5 protein-coding genes and 1 tRNA gene are annotated in these 6746 nt (G+C 67.3%); 2 read left to right on the top strand and 4 right to left on the bottom strand.

The window, feature by feature from the left end:
* From O0J15_RS19930 to O0J15_RS19915, 4 genes are all read right to left on the bottom strand, one after another.
* Positions 1 to 73 (bottom strand) — tRNA-Pro (locus tag O0J15_RS19930).
* A gap of 55 nt (positions 74 to 128) precedes the next feature.
* On the bottom strand, positions 129 to 245 hold the full coding sequence (gene cydX / locus O0J15_RS19925; protein ID WP_021204639.1) for a cytochrome bd-I oxidase subunit CydX: 117 nt from the start codon (positions 243 to 245) through the stop codon (positions 129 to 131).
* A 58-nt stretch (positions 246 to 303) separates the two neighbouring features.
* On the bottom strand, positions 304 to 1455 hold the full coding sequence (gene cydB, locus O0J15_RS19920; RefSeq protein ID WP_058982786.1) for a cytochrome d ubiquinol oxidase subunit II: 1152 nt from the start codon (positions 1453 to 1455) through the stop codon (positions 304 to 306).
* A 15-nt stretch (positions 1456 to 1470) separates the two neighbouring features.
* Positions 1471 to 3060: a cytochrome ubiquinol oxidase subunit I gene (locus O0J15_RS19915; RefSeq protein WP_019660486.1), complete on the bottom strand. Its 1590-nt coding sequence runs from the start codon at positions 3058 to 3060 to the stop codon at positions 1471 to 1473.
* 228 nt (positions 3061 to 3288) lie between these two features.
* On the opposite strand from O0J15_RS19915, the gene cydD reads away from it, so the two are divergent.
* Both cydD and cydC read left to right on the top strand, forming a co-directional pair.
* The gene (gene cydD, locus O0J15_RS19910; protein ID WP_134735486.1) at positions 3289 to 5034 is read left to right on the top strand and encodes a thiol reductant ABC exporter subunit CydD; all 1746 of its coding nucleotides are present in this window, start codon (positions 3289 to 3291) and stop codon (positions 5032 to 5034) included.
* Entirely contained in the window at positions 5031 to 6704 is a 1674-nt protein-coding gene (cydC, locus tag O0J15_RS19905; RefSeq protein WP_308306172.1) for a thiol reductant ABC exporter subunit CydC, read from the top strand. Before cydD ends, cydC begins: the two co-directional genes overlap by 4 nt.
* The last annotated feature ends 42 nt before the right edge of the window (positions 6705 to 6746 follow it).

Genomic DNA, 6746 nt, shown 5'->3' with positions numbered 1-6746 from the left:
CGGGGAGACAGGATTCGAACCTGCGACCTCTACGTCCCGAACGTAGCGCTCTACCAGACTGAGCTACACCCCGAAGGAGCCGCCTAAGATACCGTGTGAAGGCCAAGGCGGCAAGGTCTTTTTACATCTCAGCGACGATTTTCGTTCTCGATGCGGTTCTGCTCGCGGGCTTCGAACCACATGCCGTTGAGGATGGCCACCGTCGAGGCGAGGCCGGCACCGAGAATCCAGGCGAAATACCACATGATCAGTCTCCTTCATTCCGGGTAGGTGCCGACCGTTGGTCGGCACACGTGCAAGCAATCAATACGCGTTGGGGTTGTTGCCCATCTCTTCGGAGGTGGTCTTGCCCTTCAGCACGCGGTACACCCAGGTGGTGTAGGCGAGGATGATCGGCAGGAACACCGCCGTGGCCAGCAGCATGATCCACAGGGTCAGGTGGCTGGACGAGGCATCCCACACGGTCAGGCTGGAGGTGGGCTGGCTCGAGGACGGCAGCAGGAACGGGAAGATGGCGAAGCCGACGGTCAGGATGATGCCGGCGATGGCCGCACCGGAGGCGATGAAGGCCAGGCCACCACGACGGGCCCGCAGCAGCACCGCACTGGCCAGCAGGCCGGCCAGGCCGAGCAGGGGGGCCAGGATCGTGGCCGGCATCGCGCTGTAGTTGCGCATCCAGCCACCGGCGGCGCCGAGTTCGGCGGTCTTCAGCAGCGGATTGGTGGCGCCATCGGTAACCACCTGCGAGGTGATCTGGTAACCCGGCAGGCCGAAGGCCACCCAGGCGCCGCCCACCGCGAACAGCACGAAGGCGATGATCGCCGCGATGCTGCCGAATCGGGCGGCACGCTCGGCCACCGCGCCGTCGGTCTTGATCACCAGCATGGCGGCACCGTGGGCGACCAGCATCGAGACGCTCAGCAGGCCGGCCAGCAGCGCGAAGGGCATCAGCAGGCCGAAGAACGAGCCGGTGTAGAAGATGCGCATGCTGTCATCGAAATGGAACGGCACGCCCAGCAGCACGTTGCCCACTGCCACGCCCATGATCAGCGCCGGGATGAAGCCACCGATGAACAGCGCCCAGTCCCAGGTGTTGCGCCAGCGTTCGCTGGGCATCTTGCTGCGGAACTTGAAGCCGACCGGGCGCAGGATCAGGGCGAACAGGATCACGAACATCGCCAGGTAGAAGCCAGAGAAGCTGACCGCGTACAGCGGCGGCCAGGCGGCGAAGATGGCGCCGCCACCCAGGATCAGCCACACCTGGTTGCCTTCCCAGACCGGGCCGATGGTGTTGATCACCCGGCGGCGTTCGGCGTCAGTGCGGGCGACGAAGGGCAGCAGGGTGCCCACGCCCAGGTCGAAACCATCCATCACGGCAAAACCGATCAGCAGGATGCCGAGCAGCAGCCACCAGATCACGCGCAGCGTGGTGTAGTCCAGAAGAATGAAATCCATCTTGGTTCTCCTGCCTCAGGCCTGGCCGGCGACCGGCGCCGAGGCATTGTGGGAAGCATGCGGCTGGGGCGACTGCAGCGATGGCAGCAGCTCGTCCGGACCCTTGCGGATCGCCTTGAGCATCAGCTTGATCTCGACCACGATCAGCGCGGTGTAGATGGCGGTGAAGCCGGCCAGGGTCAGCACGATTTCATGCAGGGCCAGCCCCGATGCCGCATAGAAGGTTGGCAGCACGCCATCGACCGCCCACGGCTGGCGACCATACTCGGCCACGAACCAGCCGCACTCGATCGCGATCCACGGTGCCGGCAGCGTCCACAGGGCCAGCTTGAGGAACCAGCGCTTGTCCTGGAAATTGTTGCGGCAGGAGTAGTAGAAGGCCAGGGCGAAGAAGGCGATCAGGTAGAAGCCCAGGCCGGCCATCACGCGGAAGGTCCAGAACAACGGCATCACGCGCGGCACCGTGTCCATCGCCGCCTGCGAGATCTCCTGCGGGGTGGCGTTGAGGATGTCATCGCGATAGCGCTTGAGCAGCAGGCCGTGGCCCAGGTCCTGCCAGTGGCGGTCGAACATCTCGCGCGCTTCCACGTCGTTCTTGTTCGCACGCAGGCGTTCCAGCGCGCCGTAGGCCAGCTGGCCGCCACGCACGCGGTGTTCGGCGCGCTCGACCAGTTCCAGGATGCCTGGAATCGGCTGGTTCAACGAACGGGTGGCGATCAGGCCCATCAGGTAGGGGATCTTCACCGCGTAGTCGTTCTGGTGGGTGTCCTGGTTCGGGATGCCGAAGGCGGTGAAGTCGGCCGGCGCACGCTCGGTCTCCCACATCGCTTCGATCGCGGCCAGCTTCATCTTCTGGTGTTCGCTGGCGGCGTAGCCACTCTCGTCACCCAGCACCACCACCGACAGCGAGGACAGCAGGCCGAACGCCGCGGCCACCGCGAACGAACGTCGGGCCAGGTCCTTGTGCTTGTTGCGCAGCAGGAACAGCGCGCTGATCGCCATCACGAACACCGCACCGGTCACATAACCGGCGCTGACGGTGTGCACGAACTTGGCCTGCGCCACCGGGTTGAACACCACCGCCATGAAGTCGACCACTTCCATGCGCATGGTTTCCGGGTTGAACACCGCACCGGTCGGGTTCTGCATCCAGCCATTGGCCACCAGGATCCAGATTGCCGACAGGTTGGTGCCCAGTGCCATCAGCCAGGTCACCATCAGGTGCTTGACCTTGCTCAGGCGGTTCCAGCCGAAGAAGAACAGGCCGACGAAGGTGGCTTCCAGGAAGAAGGCCATCAGGCCTTCGATCGCCAGCGGCGCACCGAAGATGTCACCCACGTAGTGGCTGTAGTAGGACCAGTTCATGCCGAACTGGAACTCCATGACAATGCCAGTGGCGACGCCCATGGCGAAGTTGATGCCGAACAGGACGCCCCAGAACAGGGTCATCCTGCGCCAGATCTCCTTGCCGGTCATCACGTACACGCTCTCCATGATGGCCACCATGAAGGACAGGCCGAGGGTGAGCGGTACGAATAGGAAGTGGTACATCGCGGTCAGCGCGAATTGCAGCCGCGACAGTTCTACGACTGTCTGATCAATCATGGCCTGGCTACCTCGTTGGATAGTGCCGTTGCAGGTGGCGGGAAGGGTGGTCTACGACGTGAATGATGTGACCGACTACTTCAAACAGCCTTGATCCAGATCAATGTATGAACAGGTGCCCCGGTTGATCGTATGCCAACCTGATGAAGACTGCGACCGCCGGCCGCAGGGGCGGGCTATTGCCTGCGCCTACAATGCCGTGTCTCCCCCGTTGCCCGTGAAGACCTCTTGAGCGCTGCCGAAACGACCCCTGACGGCCTGTCCCCGGAAGCTGAAACCGCCCGCCAGCGGCGTGTGCGCACCGCCTGGCTGGCCGACCTGGCACGCTCCGCCCGGGGCCGCCAGCGCCTGGCCGCGCTGTGCATCAGCCTGTCCGGCGCGCTGTTGATCGGCCAGGCTGCCGCCATCGCCTGGCTGGTGCAGCAGGTGCTGGTGGAGCGCGTGCCGCTGGCCTCGGGACTGCCAGCGCTGGGTGGGCTGGCGGTGATCCTGGTGCTGCGCACGCTGCTGGGCAGCGCCACCCAGGCGGCTGCCGGTGACGTGGCCGACGCCGCACGCCTGGCATTGCGCGAACGCGTGTTCGCACGCCTGCTGGGCCACGGCCCACTGTGGCTGCGGCAGCGCCGCACCGGCGAACTGGGCGAACTGATGCTGCATCACGGTGATGCGATCGAGAGCTATTACAGCGGCTTCCTGCCGGTGCGCACTGAAGTGGTGGTGGTGCCGCTGCTGATCCTGGCTGCAGTGGCCTGGGTGGACTGGGTGGTGGCGCTGATCCTGCTGTTCACCGCGCCGCTGGTGCCGTTCTTCATGATGCTGGTGGGGTGGGGGGCCGAAGCCGCCGGTCGTGCGCAGCTGGGTGAACTGGCGCGGATGAGCGGCCACTTCGCTGACCGCATCAAGGGCCTGGGCCTGCTGCGCCTGTATGGCCGCGGCGAGGCCGAGCTGGAGGGTATCGAGGCGGCCGCCGAAGGTGTGCGCGTGCGTACCCTGAAAGTGCTGCGGATCGCCTTCCTCTCGTCCACGGTGCTGGAGTTCTTTGCCTCGGTGAGCGTGGCGATGGTCGCGCTGTACCTGGGCCTGAGCTATCTGGGCATGATGTCGCTGCATGCAGCGGTGCCGACGCTGGGTGCGGGGCTGTTCTGCCTGCTGCTGGCACCGGAATTCTATGCGCCGCTGCGACGGCTGGCCGCGCATTACCATGATCGCGCCAATGCACTGGCCGCCGCCGCCGAAGTGGAGCGCCTGCTGCAGTCGCTGCCCGATGAGCAGGGCCTGATCGAGAACGAGGTTGCACCTTTGGCGGTGGAGCCGGCCGAGGCCGCCTTGCCGCCGCTGCAGGCACAAGGGCTGGTGCTGCGCCCGCTGGGCGCGCCGCAGGATGTGCTGCAGGATCTGGACCTGCGGCTGGAGCCGGGCCAGCGCCTGGCCCTGGTTGGTCCCAGCGGCTCCGGTAAAAGCACCCTGCTGGAAGCGCTGGCCGGCTGGCTGCCGCCGCGCGCCGGCAAGCTGCAGCTGCGTCCCGGTGTGCAGGTGGCCTATGCCAGCCAGCGCCCCTACCTGTTCCACGGCAGCATTGCCGACAACCTGCGCCTGGCCGATCCGGGTGCCAGCGATGCGCGTCTTCGTGCGGTGGCCGAGGCCGCGCAGGTGCTGCAGTTCGCACAGCGCCTGCCACTGGGCCTGGACACGGTGATCGGCGAACGTGGCTTCGGCCTGTCCGGCGGCGAAGCCCGTCGTATCGGCCTGGCCCGGTTGTTGCTGCGCGATCCGCAGGTGCTGCTGCTGGACGAACCCACCGCGTTCCTCGATGCCGATACCGAAGCGGCGCTTTTGCGCAGCCTGGCCGCCTATGCACGTGGCCGCAGCGTGGTGGTCGCCACCCACAGCCCGGCGGTGATCGCCTGGGCCGACCGTTGCCTGCTGTTGCCGGAAGGCCGCCTGGTCGAGCCGGCACAGGCGGTGCGCGCATGAGCCGTTCGCCTGATTCGCTGCGCGCGGTGTTCCTGCGCCATCGGCCGCGCCTGCTGCTCACCGTGCTGCTGCTGTGGACCACCATGCTGGCCGGCACCGCTCTGCTGGGTCTGTCCGGTGGCTTCCTCACCGCCGCCGCGTTGGCTGGCGCGGCCGGCCTCGGCCAAGGCTTCAACTTCTTTTCACCGTCCGCTGGCATACGCGGGCTGACGATGGCGCGCATCGTGTCGCGCTATTTCGAGAAGCTGGTCGGCCACGACGCCACGCTGCGCATCGCCCGCGACCTGCGCGTGTGGTTCTTCCGCCGCGCGTTGCCGCTGGCACCCGCACGGTTGGGGGCTACGCGCACCGGCGACCTTCTGGCGCGCCTGCTCGGCGATATCGGTGAAGTGGACGGCCTGCTGGTGCGTGCGATCGGGCCGCTGGTGGCGTTGGGCGGATTGTCGCTGGTCGCGATCGTTTCGGCGGCACTGATCCTGCCGTCGGCTGCGGTGCTGATGGCGGTGCTGGCGCTGCTGATCGCCTTCGGCGTGCCGTGGCTGGGCGTGCGTGGCCATGACGACGAGGAGGCCGACCGTGCCGCGCATCGTGCCGCATTGCGTACCGCTGCATTCGAAGGGCTGGAAGGTGCGGGTGACCTGGCCGCGCTGCACGCCGATGCGGCCTGGCAGCTCAAGGTACGCGTAGCTGCCAAGCAGCTGGCCTCGCGTGATCGCCGCCGCCGCTGGCGCCTGATCGCGGCCTCGACGCTGCACGGTCTGGTCGCCGGGCTGGGGCTGGTGGCGATGCTGGCATTGGCCCTGCATGCGGCCGAACAGCAGCGCATCGCGCCGGAGATGGCCGCGGGCCTGGTGTTCCTGACCGTGGCGTTGATCGAGCTATGGGCCGGCATGGGCCTGGCCTGGCAGTCGCTGCAGTCCGGGCGCATTGCCGCCGATCGGTTGCAGGCCATCGTCGAGCAACCGCCGACGGTGGACGATCCGCAGGCGCCGCAGCCGGTACCGCAGGCCGCGCGCGTACAGTGGGATGACGTGCATTTCCAGTGGCCCGGTGCGGCGCGGCCGGTGCTGTCCGGCCTGCATCTGACCCTGGCGCCAGGCGAACGCATCGCCATCCGCGGCGACAGCGGCAGCGGCAAGACCACGCTGTCCAGCCTGCTGCTGCGGCTGTGGGATCCGCAGCAGGGACGGCTGACCTACGGTGGCCGCGATCTGCGTGATTTCGCCCAGGCTGACTGGCACCGGCAACTGGCGTGGCTGCCGCAGAACGCACCGGTGTTTGCCGGCAGCGTGGCAGAAAACCTGCGGCTGGGCGATCCCGATGCCAGCGACGCCGCGTTGTGGGCGGTGCTGCGCCGCGTGCGTCTGGGCGAATGGGCCGAGCGCAACGGCGGCCTGCAGGCCTGGGTGGGCGAGAACGGCGCGACGATGTCAGCCGGCCAGGCGCGGCGGTTGGCACTGGCGCGGGCGCTGCTGCGCAACGCGCCGATCCTGCTGCTGGACGAACCAACCGAAGGGTTGGACGTGGATACCGCACGTGCGCTGCTGCACGATCTCTCCGGGTTGCTGGACGGGCGCAGCCTGTTGATGATCACCCACGACGACCTGCCCGAAGGCGTGGTCGATGCGCAGTACCGGTTGCGTGATGGGGTGTTGGAGCGCGAAGCGTGAAAACACCCCGGTAGTGGGGGGGGGGGGGGGGGGGGGGGGGGG

Origin of the sequence: Stenotrophomonas sp. Sm10 (assembly GCF_030985515.1) — a bacterium.
Classification (GTDB): domain Bacteria; phylum Pseudomonadota; class Gammaproteobacteria; order Xanthomonadales; family Xanthomonadaceae; genus Stenotrophomonas; species Stenotrophomonas hibiscicola.
Note: the sequence above shows the minus strand (reverse complement) of the source record. Positions and strands in the feature narration are given on the sequence as shown.

What these genes read in the sequence shown, in the direction of transcription:
- cydB (WP_058982786.1), bottom strand. Translation starts at nt 1,455, where the DNA reads ATGGATTTCATTCTTCTGGACTACACCACGCTGCGCGTGATCTGGTGG.
- cydC (WP_308306172.1), top strand. Translation starts at nt 5,031, where the DNA reads ATGAGCCGTTCGCCTGATTCGCTGCGCGCGGTGTTCCTGCGCCATCGG.
- cydX (WP_021204639.1), bottom strand. Translation starts at nt 245, where the DNA reads ATGTGGTATTTCGCCTGGATTCTCGGTGCCGGCCTCGCCTCGACGGTG.
- O0J15_RS19915 (WP_019660486.1), bottom strand. Translation starts at nt 3,060, where the DNA reads ATGATTGATCAGACAGTCGTAGAACTGTCGCGGCTGCAATTCGCGCTG.